This window comes from Aquimarina algicola, from assembly GCF_006443095.1.
GTDB lineage: Bacteria > Bacteroidota > Bacteroidia > Flavobacteriales > Flavobacteriaceae > Aquimarina > Aquimarina algicola.
The window spans coordinates 140,082-157,011 of record NZ_VFWZ01000002.1 but is presented as its reverse complement, the minus strand read 5'-3'; the positions used below and the strand labels follow the sequence as shown (position 1 = coordinate 157,011).

Genomic DNA, 16,930 nt, shown 5'->3' with positions numbered 1-16,930 from the left:
TATTCATTAATTTTTAAGAAGTTCAGCAATAGAAATTTCCAAACCATCAGCGATTTTCATAAGCGTAAGCAAACGAGGATTTGTTCTACCTTTTTCGATCATGTATAATTGAGTTCGACCAATCTCACAATCAAAAGCAAAGGACTTTTGGTCAATCTCCCTTTCTTCTCTTAATTGCTTGATTCTAGCACCTAGTTTTTGAAAATATTTCTCTTCTTTCCTGTTCACTATACCGAATTTCGATAAATTATCCATATCTTGTGTTCGGTATTACGAACAAGTGTTGTGATGAATCAATACTAAAACCTAAAAACCAAGCGCATGTATAAACAAAACGAGCAATTAATTATTGATTTGATACAACAAGACCTTAAACATTGCCAATTGATATATGGGTTAGAGCAATTAGGGTTATCATCATCTAGTATGCATCATTTAGAAATCTTAGAGATCATATATCAGTTAATGGATATCTCTCATGAAAAAAGGAACGATTACTTATCAGAAACATATGCTTCGTTTATGAGTATGGCAATCAATTATGAGATTACTTCTAATGGCGAAACCTTAAAAGTATTAGCAGAAGATTGCTATTATCGATTAAAATATCTTGTAGAACTTTAACAAGATCATTTGCTATTCAAAAATCAAAGGTATATTAATACCTTTATGTAGGTATAACTAATCGTTGATTAATCCATTGATTCTTGTATTTTTACAAATAGCTAAAACTAACTCAACAATTGTAAACGCGTATATATGTTTATTTGATTATCGGTGTGGGTATATTGTTTTTAGTAAACATTAAGAATATGAAAATTTTAATTAGCACAATTATACTAGGACTTATGTCCTTCTATTCATCTACAGAAACTTGTATAATTTCAAAAAAAAGGACTTTCAAAACTATAACTGAGGCTTCATATTGTGTAAAAGAAAGTGGCGAATTGACTAGAAAGAGCCTTGATCGAAAAAGTTTTTATGATAATGATGGAGAATTAATTGAATATTGGGATTATGTATACGTAGAAGATAGCTTATATTATGAAAAAGTAAAACTGGAAAAAAATAAACAAGGTAAGCTGATTAAAAAAACAGCATATAGTTGTGAGGGGAACTTAAAAAGTTATACAAATACAAAATTTGACAATTATGGAAATATTGTACAGTATAAATCGTATAACAAAAATAATGAACTGACTTCAACAGAAAGCAATGAATATGACTCGAATGGTAATCTATTATCAATCTCGCTAACCATTACTTCTTCTAATAAAACTTTTAAGATTACAAGTAAATACAACTCAAAAAATCAACTTATAGAAGAAATAGATTTTAAGCCTGACGGTTCGATTGAGGATGTTAGAACTTTTAAGTATGATAATATGGGTAACGAAATAAAGTCTGACTTGACTAGATCTAACGGAGAGTATACGAAATTCGTTTCTGAATATGATAAAAATAATAATGTAATCTCCGAATATTGGTTTGACAAAGATGGAAGTCAAAAACATTGGAATTCGTTTTCTTATGAATATGATGAAAACAATAACTGGGTTACTAGAAAAAGGTATTCTAATAATAGATTAGATTGTGTTTGGGAGAGAAAAATTGAATACAATTAAAACATTGTTTAGCATTATATATGTAATCGTATCGACTTGGGGACATTTTTAATATCGATTGACTCTTGGGTTTTGTTTTTATCATGTCAAAAGACAATGAAATTATAATTACTGAAATAGACTCAATTCTGAATGGAAATATAAATTTTGAAAAGGAAGTCATTGACTTTGATGATTACAAATAATAAATATACATGCAATGAATGAGATAACCGTTGAAAAGAATGAAGAAGAGGAAGGGGCTATACCTCATGTGTGGCGCTCTACTTTTAAAAATATTGTGAATGCTTTTGTAGAAAAAGATTATCGGCTTAGTACGCCAATAACAAATGTTAATCCTATTTCAGAAAATACAGCCAACCAAATAAAGGAATATATTGAGGATTATGGAGAAGAATTGACTGAACTGCCTGAAGCAACATGGGACACTTCAATATATATCTACTATGGAAACTATTGGAATATTCTGATTGATCTGTTCACAAAAAATGAAGGCCTTAGTGATTTAACACTTAATGCAGAGGTAAGAGAAGTTGAGGGAAAATATATAACTGATGTAAAACTGGTTTACGTACCTTGAAAGGTTAAGTGCTAAAACACGCAACTACTCATAACTAAGCATTATTATGAATAAATATGACGGACTTAGAAATCAAAAAAAATGTAAGTGAGAAAGCCATTAAGTATGGAATACCTACAGATTATTCATTTTTATATGATGATTTATCCAGTAATTTTAAAAAGGAATTCGAAAGGAGTATTGATCAATCTGAATTTGGAATTCCAATAGTTAAATATGGACATAAAAATGGTAATTGGTTAATAGTAGGAACTAAAAAACTTGCTGTTAAAAGTGATACACTGAGCTTAATTAGAATTGAACAAATTAAAGGATTTAAAGTTCCAAAATCTGAATTCGAAAAAGCAAAACAAAATCAACCTGATAGGATGCTTCGAAAGTTTGAATATGAAATATTAACTATAAATTATCTTAATGGGAATTCAATAGATGTTTGGTTAAATAAAAAGCATGATTACTATGGTTTCTGGCATATAATGATACGTCTTCTGAATTTAAAAAAATAATGATGACAAGATGTATTTACTAATAGAGTCTAAGTAATCAAATCGAATGGTTATTGTATTTTTGGTAAGGTGCAATGCTCAGAAAAATCGAAAAACAGGGTGACAATTTGTTCTGCTACGACATATATATTAAACGTTATGTGCAATTCCAATAATGAAAGAATTGAAAAAAATATTCTGCAGTAGAACGAGAGAAATACCTTCTTTAGAAACAATTAAAGAAGAATTAAGTAGAAATGACAGAATTAGAATAGATTACAATTCTAAATTCAATTTTCTTTTTATTAGAAATTTAAAAAGACAAATAAGAAATATTGAAGATTTATTGAATGTTGAGATTCAAAAAGGAGAATTTAAAGACTTGAAATTTTATAATCTCTATAATCTTTTCTCTGAAAATGAAGTAAAAAAAATTTCGGAACGATTAGAAGAAGCAATCAAAAGCTACAGATTAATTTCAGAAAGATTAATAAAGAGATTTGAGGAAAAATATAACTATAGTTTTACTGATACAAATAAATCATTTGCAAAAATAAAAGGGCAAATAGAACAAGATAAAAATCAATTATCAGAAAATTGGAGTTATCGATTTCACGGTGGAGATATTTGTTTCTCTAACTCTAAATCAGGGCAAATTGTTGATATTAATCTCAAATATAATGGTTTTTATGGAGTAATAGATTTATGGTTTTTCCAATATTTTATGCAAACCACAAATGAGTTTAAATCTATAAGTTCTATTTATATAGATAATACTCCTAAATTAATTCAAACGTTAGATTATCTTAAAGAGAAAGGAAAAGTAAAACTAGTAAAGTCGGAATTTGACTTCTTAGACTCCGAAAAATTAATATGGAATGAAAACAGCAAATAATACTATATATGATGTCATAGTAAATAGGTGATCTATCAAATGGTCGTTGTATTTTTGGTAAGGTGCAATGCTCAGAAAAACCGAAAAACAGAGTAATATTTACCTTATTTCGATTCATATATTTAGCTTTGATGCAATTAAGAATTAAATTTAAGAATGATAAAATTCAATAAGGTAATCGGATTGATTATTATTTTATTCAATATTTATATTGTTTGGATGTACATTAATTTGTTTTACCAGTATCATTTTACTATGATACTTTTCTCATATAAGATTCCTGATTTAATTTTATTCTGTTTGGTTTTGATTGGGCTAATTGGAATTTTTATTGGTAACAAAGTATATACATCAAAATGGTCAATCAAAAAAGGTATATTATTAGATCTAGGTCTCATTGCTTTTGCCTTTATTATTGGTCAATTAACTAATTTTTAATCAAATTATAGAACAATAAATGGCAATACAACTTTGCCCAAAATGTCAAAACAATTCATTTACTTGGTTCGTAGATGATGAAAAATTAAATTTAACAGTTTGGGGTTGTTATCAATGTAACTATGAAGCGTTAGAAAATGAATCAGATGAACGGAATTGTAGAAAATGTGGAAAGAAGTCTGAAACAAAATTAAAAGACAAAGAAAAAGAATATTGGTGGTGTTCGAGTTGTAACAATATCGAAATAATAAAAAATGGTTAACAATTTGTTTGTATCGAATATGCTCCCTTTGAAAAGCAAACACGCTAATAAACATTAAGAATATGAAACTTAAAACTTGTTTTTTCTTTCTCATAGTATTTAGCTTTATCGGCTGTAAGGTCAAACTTAATGGTACTTCAGAAGAACAATTTAAAATATCTAAAGCGCAAGTTTTAAGAGGCTTACCAACTGATAAGCAAAAAAAATTAGAAATTGCACTACATGTCGTTGATTCGTATTCTAAGTTGGAGAAAAAAGAGAATTATGGTAAATATTGGGATACGCCTATCAACAAAATAACACTTGATGCTCTCGATAATAAAACTTACAAAGAATTAGTAAGATTTGCCGAAGATTTTCTGAAAAAAGAAAATGAAAAGGAAATAGAAAAGATTCAGATCGAAATTTCTGAATTACAATTGAATCGCAAAAATTCTGATTCAATAATTACTATTCTTAATGATTTTAAACCTACCGAAGTTTATATACAGAAATATAAATCAGATGACCCCTCTCTTAAAATTAAAATTCAAAATAAGGGTGATCTAACAGGAATAACTTCATTTATGTTTGACATTAAAATTTATTCAATTTCTCAAAACCGAATTATCGAACATGTAGGCTTGGGACGCTCTAATCTTTCTGGAATTTCAAAAGGAAAAGATGACTATTTCCCTACATTATCAACCACTCTAGCACTATTAACCAGAAGAAGCAAACGCCTGGTAAAACAGTTAGAACAAGCTGAATCTCCAATTAAAAATTTAAGTGATTTTGACTTGTACGTAAAAATTACACCAAGCAAGATAGAAATGTTAAATGGAACTCGCTATGATTATCCATACAAGAGTATATCTGAGTATGATAATGAAATTAAAGCTTTGCAAAATCGTCTAGAGCAAATAAAATCTTTAGATGGTACATTGAATGAATATGTACTGAAAGAAGTAAATTCAAAAAAAGAAATTGCATACAACGAAGAGTATTTACCAATACTAGAAGAAATAAGAGCTGAAAATAATCGAAGTAATACAAGTGCTTTGAAGGTTAGCAAAGATCTAAGCATAAATTTTCCTTCGAAATATGAGATAATAAAAGAAAAATCCGAAGAATACTATAGTGTTAATTTGTGTAACGACCTTAGTTTCGATATCTATGATGAAGATCTTATTCAATATCAAATAAAAGATACTTTATATGTAGAATTCGACCAAATAGATGATAAAGCTAATGGTGTCTTAAATGTTTTAAAAGATCAAAATACAAGCTGTAGTATTAAGGAAATTGTTAACAAATTTATTGATTCCAATATTTATAAATCAACTTCGAGTTATAAATTAATTGAACATGATAATTCTGGTTATATGTATTTTGAATACGACAGATATAAATTTATCCGCTATTTTAACTTAAATGGGATTCATTATTGTTATGATATGGATTTTGAAAACTTAAAAGAATGCGTACTAGAATTTGATCGTTCAAAAGAGTTGATAAAGTAAATGGTTGTAATAATTCATATAGTGTATTTATTATACATTCAAAGAACATAAATTCATGAGATTTAAAGTTGGAAAAAATGTTTCTCCAATGATGGCGAAACCTTAAAAGTATTAACAGAAGATTGCTATTATCGATTAAATTATCTTGTAGAACTTTAACGAGATTATTTGCTATTCAAAAATCAAAGACATAGTAATGCCTATACGTAGGTATAACTAATCGTTGATTAATCCATTGATTCTTGTATTTTTACATACAACCTAATACGGGCAATTGTAAATATATGTATATGCTTATTTGATTATTGATGCATGTGTATTGGTGCCGGCAGTAACCAAAATAAATATCTAGCTTAAATGGAGAACGAAATCTTATTAATTCCTGACAAAGACGATGTTGAAAGGAATTCGATTGCAGATAGCTGGATCAAGAATGGCGGTGATGTTAAACGAATCGGAAAGTTTTGGGAGTCTCCAAAAATTGATGCTAAAAAAAGATTAACGATATACGGGATTGATACTTTTAGTCTTGTTTTGGCTCAGGTACTTGGATTAAAATTGATCGAACCTAAAGATGAGTTAATTAGTACATTAGATTTTAAATGGATCAAACGTAAGATTCAGATTCTGGAAATTTCTAAAATTAAAGAAACTGATTTTCCAATCTTTATCAAACCAGTCAAACCTAAGACATTTAAATCAGGTATTTACAGTGATTTCAAAAGCTTTACTAAAGAAATAAGAGGTATTGAACAAAACGAACAAGTCATAAAATCTAATATCATAGAGATTGAAGGTGAAGTCCGTGCATTTATATTAAATAATGAAATACTTGATCTTGCAATTTATGAGGGGAATTGTGATCTACATCTTGCAAAAGAATTTTTAGTGGACTTTTTACAAAAGCTCACAATTGATTTGCCTAAAACATATGTTATTGACTTAGGATATAATCAAGTAGATGGGTGGTTTGTTATAGAATTTAATTCTAGTTGGGGTGCCGGATTAAATTCTTGTAATCCAAATAAAGTAATTGCAGGAATAAGAGAAGCAACAATAAATTACTAAAAGGCAGTTTACAACAAGATACATGTGCTAATAGCAGAAAAGCGACCAATCAATTGATTCTCGTATTTTTATATATAGCTAAAACTCAACAATTGTAAATTCGCACACGTGTTTATTTGGATGTAGGTGCGTGTGTATTGTTGTTATACTAGATTAATGAAAAATATGGATACATCAAAAAACAGAAGAGATTTTATAAAAAAATCAACGGTAGCCGGATTAGGTTCTTTATTGTTAGGCAATACTCAACATGCAACGGCCTCTGTACCTAATTCTGGTATTCAAAAAGAAACTTTTGCCATTACCATGTGGGAGTTTAGTTGGCTTGAGCGTCGTTGGCCTGGTGCAGGCTATGAAGACTGGGATACTGCTCTTGCCGAATTAGTAGAACGAGGATATAATGCGATACGCATCGATGCTTTTCCGCACCTTATTTATAACGATCTGCAAAAAGAGTTCTTGATCAATCCACATTGGGACACCCAAGATTGGGGCAGTCCTGCAATAACTAAAGTCCGACTCCAACCTCATTTCATTGATTTTATCAAAAAGTGTAAAAAATTCAATGTAAAACTTGGATTATCTTCTTGGTGGCGTGAGGATAAAAATAAATCTTTCAATGTAATTACTACCCCTCAAAAATTGGGGATGGTTTGGCTTTCTGTTTTAGATCTAGTCAAAGATCACGATCTGATGGATCAAATCCTTTATGTTGACTTGAGTAATGAATGGCCCTTGGAAGTTTGGACGCCCTACAAAACTGATTTAGGTTGGTGGGATACTCAAGAGTCTGCACGATGGATGCGTGAATCCATTGCTGTTTTGAAAGATAAGTATCCAAAGCTGCCCTATACGTTCTCGTTTACCGGAGAAGTTACCAAAGAGACCTTGACACGTGGGGATATCTCTATGCTTGATTTTCTTGAACCACATATATGGATGGTTAACGGAAATGGAGGAGAATTTTATAAAGAAGTGGGTTACCAATACGAACGATTTACGTATGAAGGTTATGATAATCTTGCTTTAAAAGGAGAAAAACTTTATCGCCAAAAAGAGAATTATTGGAAAGACCAGTTGTTGAGCCAAATCGAATATGCAGCAGAATGGTCCAAAAAAGTGAACAAACCTCTAGTAACAACAGAGTGTTGGGGTGTAGTTGATTATAAAGACTGGCCTCTTTTGGATTGGGATTGGGTAAAAGAATTATGTGATCTAGGAACTCGAGAGGCTGTTAAAACAGGCAGGTGGGTTGGTATTTCAACAAGTAACTTTTGCGGCCCTCAATTTGTGGGTATGTGGAGAGACAAATCATGGCATCAAGATTTAACTGATTTGATAAGGAATCAAAAAACACACTCAGATTTTAATACTCATAAACTAATAACAAGAATTTAGTAATTTGATCAATAAATCAATGAGGTACAAAATGTACAGCCTATTGTACCTAAATAATTACTCAAATGATTCTTGTATTTTTACATATAGCTAAAATTGAATAATTGTAAATTTGCACACATGTTGATTTGGATTTAGGTACGTGTGTATTGGTGTCGGCAGTAATTTTGACGATGAACTAAAAGAAAGCTTACCTTTGTGTTTGTGAATTATTTACCACAAATATTATTCTCTCTTGGGGCAATTGGATTTATTAACAGCTTAATTGTTTCCCTTTATTTTTTAATTAGTAAATCATACAATAAACAAAGTAATCGTCTTTTTGGATTATTCCTTTTTGTACTAAGTTTTAGAGTTTTAAAATCTATATTTTATGCATTCTCTACAGCAGATTCTATTTGGTATATTAATACTGGTCCTTCATTTTTTTTTCTTATCGGACCTCTATTGTTTAGCTACTTAATTAGTGTATCAAAACCAAAATCTTTTTGGGCAAAAAACTGGAAATACCATATTGTATTTTGGTGTTTACTTGTTATTGCATTAATGATTTTTGTACCATTTAAAGAAAATGTACAACTCAATAAAGAAATCATCTTACCTATAATCAACGTTCAATTGTTGATTTATATTATTCTTTCTGGATTAATGGTGTTATATCCTAAAAAAAATCTTATTCAATATAAGTGGTTTATTACTTTTATTAGTGTAAATCTGATTATTTGGGCAAGTTTTGCACTTATCGATTTTGATTATTTTATAAGTGGTTCTATCATCTTTTCTGTTTTCTTTTATACACTATTCTTGTTTTTTCTTTTTAACAAAAAGATAATGGACAAAATTTTTATCAAAAACAAAATAAAAAAAACAGTGTCGCAATCTATTGAATTCAATAAGATAAGAAAACAATTAGATGGATTGATGCAGACCGAAAAACTCTATACAAATACGAGCTTAAAAATTGTAGATGTTGCCGAAAAGTTAGAATTATCTGTACACGAATTATCTAAATTACTTAATGATAATTTAGGCAGAAGTTTTAACGATTTTATAAACGAACACCGAATTGAAGAAGCAAAACACCTAATAGTAACGGAAAATAAATTTACTATAGAAGCAATTGGCCAAAAATCAGGTTTTAATTCAAAATCAGCATTTTACAAAGCATTTAAAAATCATACAGGCACTACACCTGCTAAATACAAAGCAAGTTTATAAGTTCTCTTTTATAATTCAACACATATTTGGTGTTTAATTATAAATTATTTCATTTAATACATTTTATAATTGTCGAAAAATTACAAAATGATGTTTAAACAATTTATAATCCTTAATTCAATCTTATTTTTTGCGAGTATTTCCAATGCACAAATTCAATCTCAAAAGTCTATTAAAGAGACATTGATTTCTTATGCGTATAATAATATTGACAAGGCTATTCGTCATTATAAAATTCTTAAAAAAGACAATAGTAAACAATACAATTTTAATGATAAAAATGAGCTCAACAACCTAGGATATCAACTCATGAATGATGGTAGAGTTGATGATGCCATAAAGATCTTTCAATTATTGGTATTCGAATTTCCTAATGATTTTAATGGTTATGACAGTTTAGGTGAAGCATATTACATGAATGAGAATTATGAAAAAGCCGTTATTAATTACCAAAAATCTCTCGATTTGAATCCAAAAAACACCAATGCCGAACGGTTTATAACAAAAATAAAGTTTGAGAATAGAGACAAGAATAAGTTTTATAAAATATATACCAAGCAACAGTATTTAGATGATTTATATGAATTAGCACATAGCTTAACCACAGTTAATCCTCATCCGTATAAATCTATCTCAAAAGAAGAGTTTTGGAAAGTAGTAGAAGATAAAAAAGACCTCATTACAGATAAAACCACTTATGCAGAGTTTATTTGGCATTGTAGCGAATTGGTAGCCAATATAAATTGTGGACACAGTGCAATTCCTATGTATTTTCAACAAGAGAGTGAAATGTTACCAGATACCTTGCGTTTCCCAATGGAATTATCGTACATTGATAATAGGCTTTATGTGATAGACCCATTGATAAATAAAAACCAAGTAAAAGTGGGTATAGAAATATTTTCAATCAACGGAAAAAGTAGTTTCGAAATTATAGAAGATATTTTTAAGCACACTTCATCACAGGGCAAGGTTGAAAACCCTGCAAAACGACATTTGTTTAATGGACGAGCGACAGCAATGGTGCCCTATTCGTTAGGATTTCCAAAAGAATATGAAGTAATAATTAAAGGGCGACAAGAACCTATTTTTTTAAAAATGCTGGATGAGTATACATTTCAATTTAAGAGTTTACGTACTTGCAAAGACGCTTTTTGTTTCAATTTTATTAATGAAAACATAGCGCTTTTGACAATAAATCATTGGGACTTTTATGGTAATAAATTTCATATTCTTCAAAAGTTTATCGATGATAGTTTCGAGGAAATAAATAAAAAAATGCCAAAAAATTTAATTATTGATGTTCGAGGGAATGGCGGGGGAAATTCTTGGGGAGCAGCACATGTTTTACAATATTTAGTAAAAACACCTTTTACTTATTTTAAAGTAGCTCCACTAAATGACAGTAAATTACAACCTTTAAAACCATTTAAAACTACGTATAAGGGTAATGTTTATTTTTTAACTGACGGTCGATCAGGTTCTACTACTGGACAATTACTTGCTTTAGCAAAACATCATAACTTGGGCACTTTAATAGGAGAAGAATCTAATGGAGGGATTTTTTATACTGGTGGTCAACAAATGTTTTGTCTTAAAAATACAAACGTTTTTTATTTGGTAGGAAGATTTACACATATAAATGATGTCGATTCTATTTCACAGGAAAGGGGTGTGCAACCACATCATTATAGTGTAAGAACCATTGAAGATTGGTTAAATGGCATAGATACTACTTTGAAGTACACTTTAGAATTGATTAATAAAGAATAAACTATTACCAACAACGTGTATAGTTAATGCCTAAACTTTTACACAAAATTTATTTACCTTTAATTAAAACAAATTTCGTATAAACGATACCTCCTGAATAGTGGCGAAAGCTATACACGATAAAAGTTAACAACAAGCTAGAAAAACAAATTCCAATAAAAAATGAACAAAACATTATTATTTTTATTTTCAACTGTATTATTGGTTGGATGTAAATCTGAAACAAAAACAAAAGAAGAAAAATTTTGGAATTGGGTTTCTGAAAATAAAGTCGAACTAGAAAATTTCATTAATTCTAACCACGAAGATTATACCATTTATAATCAACTGACTAGTGAAATGAAAAAATATAATTCTGTTCTTTTTCCCGAAATGACTTTGACCGAAAAAAATGAAGTTGTTCTAATAATTACACCAGATGGAATGTCAGAAGGTATTTTACCTACAGAAAAATTATATGATTCAAAACCTAAGTTAGATAATTGGATAATCAAAAAATTTAGACAAGCATCAGACGAAACCAAACTGAATTATGACGGAATTGAATATCCAAGTTCAGATATTAAAATTATTCCTAGATTAGATAAAGAACAAGGAAAAGTAAATATTCAAGTTTATATTAGAAATATGAATTCAGATGTTAAAAAACATCAAGCATTATCATTTCTTTATCTTGACCACATTCTTGGAGAATATAATACAATCACCAAAGTCGGGTACATAGATTTTTATCATTTAGAAATGGACAAAAACGTTGAGAACGGAATTTCAATTTTAGAATTAAGAAAATTAATAGAAAAAGAATTTAAAACAACAGAAAGATAAAAAAAGCTAGTGCAACAGCGCGTAGAATTCATTGCTAGTTCTCGCTTACTTATCAAAATTCTCTCAGATTTTCTATTCAGCTTTTATTTGCTAAATTTAGTGTTCATGAATGCAACGAAATTATAAACACAACGTTATGTATGATCAGTGCAGATACCAATAAATATAGATTGAGAGTAAGGACAAAGGAACAATGATTGGAGGAGCTGAAGAATTAAATGACAACTCTGATGTAATTGTAACTTTTGATAATAATAGCAAGTATATTGCTACATTCTTTATATATGTTAAAGCAGTTAGATTTTACAGTATTGATGGCATGTTTACTCAACCAAATTGGACTGATGGCCATCAAGAGGATGTTGATACATTAATTAAGTATTTAGAAAACTGAGAAGATTTTAATTTGACTAAAATGAATTGGTCCAACAGGAATCATAATTGTAACAAAAAATACTAAGCACAATAAGGTGTTTTATAAATGCATTAAAGACTAATTTTACACTTATCGTTGTTGAACATTAAAATGAACTTGAGAGATTACAAAAACATATTAGATAATATCAAAAGATATGTCCCCTTGAATAAGGAGGATGAAAATCAATTTATATCAATTGTAAGAACCTCGAACATAAAACGTAGACAATTCATAGTTCAACCAAATTTTATATGTACACATCAAACCTATGTCCTTAAAGGTGTATTTCGTAGTTATTTTGTGAATAATGAAGGGATTGAGCATACAATTCAATTTGCTATTGATGATTGGTTTATAAGCGATTTTAATAGTTACATAAGTCAAACACCAGCTTTATTATTTGTTGAGGCAATCGAAGATTCGATAGTACAACAGATATCATATGATGATGTCGAAAAATTATGCAGTGAGAACCCAAAATTTGAACGATTCTTTAGGTTAGTTGCCCAAAAATCATTTGCATTTTCACAAAGACGAATATTGTCTAACCTGGATAAATCTGCAGAAGAACGTTATTTGGATTTTCTAAACCTTTACCCTTCAATTGTTCAACGTGTACCTCAATATGCTTTAGCTTCATACCTAGGGATGTCACCCGAATTTTTGAGCAAAATACGGAAGCGATTATCCACAAAATCTTAATCTATTTCAAGATAATTTCCTAATCCAGTTCATTTTTAAAGTTGTAACATCGTCACACCTTTGTATTGTCGATTTTGACTTCAATTAAAACAAGGTAAAATGATCACAGAAAAAAAATCCTATCAAGAAAACTTAAAAGATTTACGAGAGAATTTAGGAACTATGCTTCCCAAAGAAGCACTCGAAGTATTTGACAATGATGCAAAACATCTACATAATCATCATAAATCGATCTTGAAATTGCAAGTAGGAGACAAAGCACCAGACTTTTCACTCTCTAATGCAACAGGCAAAACTATAAGACTTTCAGATTTGCTAAAAGACAAAAGAGTTATCCTTACTTTTTATAGAGGTACTTGGTGTCCTTATTGTAATTTACAGTTGTCGCACTATCAAAAGTCGTTGAACGAAATACATGATTTGGGCGCAGAACTAGTAGCAATCTCACCACAAACACCTGATGAATCTCTAAATGTAAAAGAGAAAAACGAACTCAATTTTGAGGTCTTAAGCGATAATGGTAATATCGTGGCAAGAAAATATACAACTGTTTTTATAAATAATGATAAACCAGTTAATACAATGGCAGAATTAGGGTTCGATTTTGATGCTCATTATCCAGATGATTCAAGAGAGTTGCCAATTCCTGCAGTGTTTATCATAGAGAAAGATGCAACCGTCTTATTTGCAAAATCTTTAGGTGGAGATTATAGAAACCGTGTTGAGGTTTCAGAAATTATAGATACAATAAAGACAAAATAAAAATAGCTGATAATACAATATTCAATTTAAAGCAATAGTATGATAGATTTTATAATAGGAGTAACCTTAATGAATGCTATGCCTCATTTAGTTTTAGGTATATGGAAAGGACGAATGTTTAGTGTTTTTGGTTTTGGTAACAAACAGAATATTGCTTATGGCTTTTTATGTTTGGTCATTTCTATAGTACTTTACGTATATCAATATGGATTAGATGAGATATTTACTAACAAATTGTACTTTGGTTCTTTGTGTATCCTATTAATTTATTTTGTAACAGGTCACCTTTGGTACAAGCTTTTTAATAAAATAGAAAAGTAAATAATATGCTACAATAATTTGTCTTTTAAGCAATAGCGGTTTGAGTACTAACTTGAACCGCTTTTTCGTTAAATTAAGTATATTGTAAATTGAAAAGTAGTTGATAAAATCTATTCAGAGAATTCTTTTTATTACTAGAGACAAGATTACTAAAAAAACAGAATTTTGAATGGAACCTGAAGGTATTAAAATAATAGAGGAGCAACTTGGAATAAAATTACCAGAGTTTTATGTTTCAACAATGCTCAACTACCTTTTTTCCAAAGATTCTTGGGCAGCTGAATTTTTATTGTGTAATAACCCTAAAAGGATAATAAACTTAAATGGAGTATTTACCAAAGAAGACAAAAGTTTTTCTATTGGATCAGATGGAGAGGAACATTACTATTTCATTAAACTTAATGGAGAAGAAAAAGTCCATATTTTTGACTTAGAAGGCTCAGATGAGCATATGAACATATAAGCTCATTCTTGGACTGAATATTTAATACAAATAGAAAAAACACATGATGAGCTGCATCAATAGAAACTTAAAGAACTGGATAGAAAAGGAAATAAGAAATGGTGGCAATTCTGGATTTAAAAACAACAAACAATTAAGATATACGCATTCACAGCAATCAAATGATTCTTGTATTTTTACATATAACTAAAAACAAACAATTGTAAATGCTGTATACATACATGCGCGCGTATTGTGTTATTGAGTCACAATTATGACAAATACTATTTTTCATAACCAAGAATTTAAAATAAATGGAATTTCCATACCTGAGTTTGAATTAAAAAGCGGTAATCTTATCCGAATTTATACCCCAAATTTTGACAAAAAGTACATGCCATTAGGTTTCGACCTAACTATAGAATTAATAAAACGTTTTCAAAATCAAGAACCTAATCTTCCATGGGCAAAAAATTATCAACAAAAGACATTTATAGAATTAATGAGTCCTTTGACTGTAAATAAATACCTAGTCCATAAAATGCGAATTGAAAAATTGAGAGCGAAAAAAATTGTAGAAGAGATCGGAATTAATTTAAAAGATAAATTAGGGCTTTTGAGTTTTACCAATAGAAAAGCTTTAATAATAAAAGCACTATTAGACAGAAATGATAGTATAATTTTGGATTATTATGGAGTCGATGCTAATGGAATTGGATTTTTAGAAAATTTAGTGAATTCGGAAATAGAAAATGGTAAATCTGTGATTGCATTTGACCGATTAGAATTTAAAGCCGACAAAGAACCTTTTGAAAATATTATTCCAATAGAAATTAAAAACCATACCGAACATGATAAATGTCTTCATAGTACTAAGCGATTAATCAAATGATTCCTGTATTTTTACACATAACTAAAAACAAATAATTGTAAATGCTGTATACATATTTACTTGAATATAAGGGCATCTGTATTGTTGTTGAGAAGTGAAAAAATAGCTATAATGATAAATTATTTAATTGTTCCTGGTTTGGGTAACTCAGGAGAGGAGCATTGGCAAACTTACCTCGAAAAATCGGGAAATAATTTCTATAGGATAGAACAAGACGAGTGGGATGCTCCTAATTGTGAAGATTGGATAAAAAGAATTGATGAAAAAGTTCAAGAGTTTGATTTATCAACAGTTGTTTTGATAGGTCATAGTTTAGGTTGCTCAACAATTGCAAAATGGGCTACAGTATATCAAAGACAAATAAAAGGAGCATTGCTCGTTGCTCCAAGTGACCTCGAGGCTCCTCTATATACTTTTCCGGCCAAAGGATTTGATCCTATCCCCAAAGATGAAATTAAATTTAAGACTATCGTCGTAGCAAGTTCCAACGACCCTTGGGTGTCAATCGATAGGGCAGAGTATTTTTCAAATAACTGGGGGAGTGAATTTGTAAATATAGGAGATGCGGGACATATAAATGCAGACTCTGGTTTTGGTAATTGGAAAGAAGCACTTGAAATCTTGAACCAATTTGAATAAAGAACACTACTATCAATAATGGTTAGAATGCTTATAGTATTGCTATATCGTTTAGCTAAACCGTAAGGCAATATTTAAAACACAGAATTCATGAAATATATTATTTGGGATGAGAATAATAATCCATTGACAGCCGAAGTTGAGAAGCCAGATAATGAATATTTTAGAACGTACATCATACCAAACCTAAAACCTGCAAAAGAAATTGATTATGTAGAAGGGTTTTCTGCAATTTTGCACACTGCTGCAAGATGGAGCTACATTTTGTTTGAAAATAAATGTTATTGGTTAATTGAGTGGAGTCCTGGCTTAATTGTTCTAGAGTTACAGGATAAAGAAGTGATTAATTTCACCGTATTACGCTCGCCTGTTCCAAATTTTGGAGGAAGAGAACCATTAGAAATTGATAATGAAGATGAATATGATGAAGATGCAGAAAACCATCAATACAATCTGATTTTTGAAGCTTGGGACGCTCAGTTTGACAGACAATATCAAGAATGGAATAATTTTAAACCAGCCAATCAAAACGAATTAGAACTGTTTAAGAATTGTTTGAAGTATGTAGACCGACTTGGTGATATAACTCAATCTAAATTTGAGAATGATTATAAAAATTACCTCAAAATGGCTAAGCAAAATATAGAAAGACTAGCTGGGATTGGGATTTTGATCAAATAAAACA

21 protein-coding genes are annotated in these 16,930 nt (G+C 29.7%); 20 read left to right on the top strand and 1 reads right to left on the bottom strand.

The features are described 5' to 3' along the window. Positions 1–6 precede the first annotated feature (6 nt). Complete coding sequence (locus FHK87_RS04410; RefSeq protein WP_226294080.1) at positions 7–255, bottom strand: helix-turn-helix domain-containing protein; 249 nt, start codon at positions 253–255, stop codon at positions 7–9. A 66-nt stretch (positions 256–321) separates the two neighbouring features. Between FHK87_RS04410 and FHK87_RS04405 the strand changes: the two genes are divergently transcribed. From FHK87_RS04405 to FHK87_RS04310, 20 genes are all read left to right on the top strand, one after another. Further along, entirely contained in the window at positions 322–624 is a 303-nt protein-coding gene (locus FHK87_RS04405; protein WP_140590391.1) for a hypothetical protein, read from the top strand. Positions 625–812: 188 nt separating this feature from the next. Then, entirely contained in the window at positions 813–1,625 is an 813-nt protein-coding gene (locus FHK87_RS04400) for a hypothetical protein (RefSeq protein ID WP_140590389.1), read from the top strand. Between the two features lie 199 nt (positions 1,626–1,824). Then, complete coding sequence (locus FHK87_RS04395; RefSeq protein ID WP_140590386.1) at positions 1,825–2,205, top strand: DUF7668 domain-containing protein; 381 nt, start codon at positions 1,825–1,827, stop codon at positions 2,203–2,205. Positions 2,206–2,261: 56 nt separating this feature from the next. Further along, positions 2,262–2,711, top strand: a complete 450-nt coding sequence (locus FHK87_RS04390; RefSeq protein WP_140590383.1) for a hypothetical protein — start codon at positions 2,262–2,264, stop codon at positions 2,709–2,711. A 154-nt stretch (positions 2,712–2,865) separates the two neighbouring features. Continuing rightward, positions 2,866–3,585: a DUF6896 domain-containing protein gene (locus FHK87_RS04385; RefSeq protein ID WP_140590380.1), complete on the top strand. Its 720-nt coding sequence runs from the start codon at positions 2,866–2,868 to the stop codon at positions 3,583–3,585. Positions 3,586–4,042: 457 nt separating this feature from the next. Next, positions 4,043–4,285 carry a hypothetical protein gene (locus tag FHK87_RS04380; RefSeq protein ID WP_140590377.1) on the top strand — a complete coding sequence of 81 codons (243 nt, stop codon included), beginning with the start codon at positions 4,043–4,045 and terminating at the stop codon, positions 4,283–4,285. Positions 4,286–4,347: 62 nt separating this feature from the next. Continuing rightward, a complete protein-coding gene (locus tag FHK87_RS04375; RefSeq protein WP_140590370.1) occupies positions 4,348–5,787 on the top strand; it encodes a hypothetical protein in 1,440 nt (479 codons plus the stop codon). A 357-nt stretch (positions 5,788–6,144) separates the two neighbouring features. Further along, positions 6,145–6,855, top strand: a complete 711-nt coding sequence (locus FHK87_RS04370) for an ATP-grasp domain-containing protein (protein WP_140590366.1) — start codon at positions 6,145–6,147, stop codon at positions 6,853–6,855. Between the two features lie 165 nt (positions 6,856–7,020). Beyond that, the gene (locus FHK87_RS04365) at positions 7,021–8,253 is read left to right on the top strand and encodes a cellulase-like family protein (RefSeq protein WP_140590363.1); all 1,233 of its coding nucleotides are present in this window, start codon (positions 7,021–7,023) and stop codon (positions 8,251–8,253) included. A gap of 204 nt (positions 8,254–8,457) precedes the next feature. Further along, positions 8,458–9,471 (top strand): helix-turn-helix domain-containing protein, encoded by a 1,014-nt coding sequence (locus FHK87_RS04360; RefSeq protein WP_140590361.1) that lies wholly within the window; start codon positions 8,458–8,460, stop codon positions 9,469–9,471. 87 nt (positions 9,472–9,558) lie between these two features. After that, the gene (locus tag FHK87_RS04355) at positions 9,559–11,244 is read left to right on the top strand and encodes a S41 family peptidase (protein WP_140590357.1); all 1,686 of its coding nucleotides are present in this window, start codon (positions 9,559–9,561) and stop codon (positions 11,242–11,244) included. A 162-nt stretch (positions 11,245–11,406) separates the two neighbouring features. Next, the gene (locus tag FHK87_RS04350; protein ID WP_140590353.1) at positions 11,407–12,069 is read left to right on the top strand and encodes a hypothetical protein; all 663 of its coding nucleotides are present in this window, start codon (positions 11,407–11,409) and stop codon (positions 12,067–12,069) included. Positions 12,070–12,262: 193 nt separating this feature from the next. Next, positions 12,263–12,463 (top strand): hypothetical protein, encoded by a 201-nt coding sequence (locus tag FHK87_RS26030; RefSeq protein ID WP_226294079.1) that lies wholly within the window; start codon positions 12,263–12,265, stop codon positions 12,461–12,463. A 132-nt stretch (positions 12,464–12,595) separates the two neighbouring features. Then, complete coding sequence (locus FHK87_RS04340) at positions 12,596–13,189, top strand: Crp/Fnr family transcriptional regulator (RefSeq protein WP_226294078.1); 594 nt, start codon at positions 12,596–12,598, stop codon at positions 13,187–13,189. 99 nt (positions 13,190–13,288) lie between these two features. After that, the gene (locus FHK87_RS04335; protein WP_140590349.1) at positions 13,289–13,951 is read left to right on the top strand and encodes a peroxiredoxin-like family protein; all 663 of its coding nucleotides are present in this window, start codon (positions 13,289–13,291) and stop codon (positions 13,949–13,951) included. Between the two features lie 39 nt (positions 13,952–13,990). Continuing rightward, positions 13,991–14,272 (top strand): hypothetical protein, encoded by a 282-nt coding sequence (locus FHK87_RS04330; protein ID WP_140590345.1) that lies wholly within the window; start codon positions 13,991–13,993, stop codon positions 14,270–14,272. Positions 14,273–14,441: 169 nt separating this feature from the next. Further along, positions 14,442–14,735, top strand: a complete 294-nt coding sequence (locus tag FHK87_RS04325) for a hypothetical protein (RefSeq protein WP_140590341.1) — start codon at positions 14,442–14,444, stop codon at positions 14,733–14,735. Positions 14,736–14,988: 253 nt separating this feature from the next. Then, positions 14,989–15,606: a hypothetical protein gene (locus tag FHK87_RS04320; RefSeq protein ID WP_140590338.1), complete on the top strand. Its 618-nt coding sequence runs from the start codon at positions 14,989–14,991 to the stop codon at positions 15,604–15,606. A gap of 111 nt (positions 15,607–15,717) precedes the next feature. After that, a complete protein-coding gene (locus tag FHK87_RS04315) occupies positions 15,718–16,245 on the top strand; it encodes an RBBP9/YdeN family alpha/beta hydrolase (protein WP_140590333.1) in 528 nt (175 codons plus the stop codon). Between the two features lie 90 nt (positions 16,246–16,335). Next, entirely contained in the window at positions 16,336–16,926 is a 591-nt protein-coding gene (locus tag FHK87_RS04310; protein WP_140590329.1) for a hypothetical protein, read from the top strand. The last annotated feature ends 4 nt before the right edge of the window (positions 16,927–16,930 follow it).

Coding starts and splice junctions, on each gene's coding strand:
- FHK87_RS04410 (WP_226294080.1), bottom strand. CDS start 255: ATGGATAATTTATCGAAATTCGGTATAGTGAACAGGAAAGAAGAGAAA.
- FHK87_RS04405 (WP_140590391.1), top strand. CDS start 322: ATGTATAAACAAAACGAGCAATTAATTATTGATTTGATACAACAAGAC.
- FHK87_RS04400 (WP_140590389.1), top strand. CDS start 813: ATGAAAATTTTAATTAGCACAATTATACTAGGACTTATGTCCTTCTAT.
- FHK87_RS04395 (WP_140590386.1), top strand. CDS start 1,825: ATGAATGAGATAACCGTTGAAAAGAATGAAGAAGAGGAAGGGGCTATA.
- FHK87_RS04390 (WP_140590383.1), top strand. CDS start 2,262: ATGACGGACTTAGAAATCAAAAAAAATGTAAGTGAGAAAGCCATTAAG.
- FHK87_RS04385 (WP_140590380.1), top strand. CDS start 2,866: ATGAAAGAATTGAAAAAAATATTCTGCAGTAGAACGAGAGAAATACCT.
- FHK87_RS04380 (WP_140590377.1), top strand. CDS start 4,043: ATGGCAATACAACTTTGCCCAAAATGTCAAAACAATTCATTTACTTGG.
- FHK87_RS04375 (WP_140590370.1), top strand. CDS start 4,348: ATGAAACTTAAAACTTGTTTTTTCTTTCTCATAGTATTTAGCTTTATC.
- FHK87_RS04370 (WP_140590366.1), top strand. CDS start 6,145: ATGGAGAACGAAATCTTATTAATTCCTGACAAAGACGATGTTGAAAGG.
- FHK87_RS04365 (WP_140590363.1), top strand. CDS start 7,021: ATGGATACATCAAAAAACAGAAGAGATTTTATAAAAAAATCAACGGTA.
- FHK87_RS04355 (WP_140590357.1), top strand. CDS start 9,559: ATGATGTTTAAACAATTTATAATCCTTAATTCAATCTTATTTTTTGCG.
- FHK87_RS04350 (WP_140590353.1), top strand. CDS start 11,407: ATGAACAAAACATTATTATTTTTATTTTCAACTGTATTATTGGTTGGA.
- FHK87_RS26030 (WP_226294079.1), top strand. CDS start 12,263: ATGATTGGAGGAGCTGAAGAATTAAATGACAACTCTGATGTAATTGTA.
- FHK87_RS04340 (WP_226294078.1), top strand. CDS start 12,596: ATGAACTTGAGAGATTACAAAAACATATTAGATAATATCAAAAGATAT.
- FHK87_RS04335 (WP_140590349.1), top strand. CDS start 13,289: ATGATCACAGAAAAAAAATCCTATCAAGAAAACTTAAAAGATTTACGA.
- FHK87_RS04330 (WP_140590345.1), top strand. CDS start 13,991: ATGATAGATTTTATAATAGGAGTAACCTTAATGAATGCTATGCCTCAT.
- FHK87_RS04325 (WP_140590341.1), top strand. CDS start 14,442: ATGGAACCTGAAGGTATTAAAATAATAGAGGAGCAACTTGGAATAAAA.
- FHK87_RS04320 (WP_140590338.1), top strand. CDS start 14,989: ATGACAAATACTATTTTTCATAACCAAGAATTTAAAATAAATGGAATT.
- FHK87_RS04315 (WP_140590333.1), top strand. CDS start 15,718: ATGATAAATTATTTAATTGTTCCTGGTTTGGGTAACTCAGGAGAGGAG.
- FHK87_RS04310 (WP_140590329.1), top strand. CDS start 16,336: ATGAAATATATTATTTGGGATGAGAATAATAATCCATTGACAGCCGAA.